1 protein-coding gene is annotated in these 312 nt (G+C 62.5%); it reads left to right on the top strand.

The genetic code is table 11. From position 1 onward, the window contains the following. On the top strand, positions 1-183 hold a 183-nt coding region (locus U5A52_RS43190; protein ID WP_321940532.1), incomplete at its 5' end, for a hypothetical protein. Positions 184-312: the final 129 nt, after the last annotated feature.

Raw genomic sequence — 312 nt, 5'->3', positions numbered from 1 at the left:
TTTCGGGCGACCGCGTCGGGCAGTGACCGGCCAATGCGCGTCGTTCGACGCTCTGCCAGTCTGGTTCCGCCAGCATCCGTGAGCGGTTACTCACGGATCGGCGTCGACATTGGTGGTGTGTCGGCCAAATCAAAGCCGACGCCCTCCGCGATTTCCGCGGCGGATCACCGCGAGCGGATCTGACAAATTCACTCACTCGGTACTGGGAAAACGTCGCTGACGCGACAGGCGTCGCTTATCGTGGCTATGCGACCGACCATCTGCGGATAGCGAAGGGATGGAGCGGGCAAGTGCAGCACAGCGAGTTCGCCT

This window comes from Paraburkholderia sp. J8-2, from assembly GCF_905220195.1.
GTDB lineage: Bacteria > Pseudomonadota > Gammaproteobacteria > Burkholderiales > Burkholderiaceae > Paraburkholderia.
Note: the sequence above shows the minus strand (reverse complement) of the source record. Positions and strands in the feature narration are given on the sequence as shown.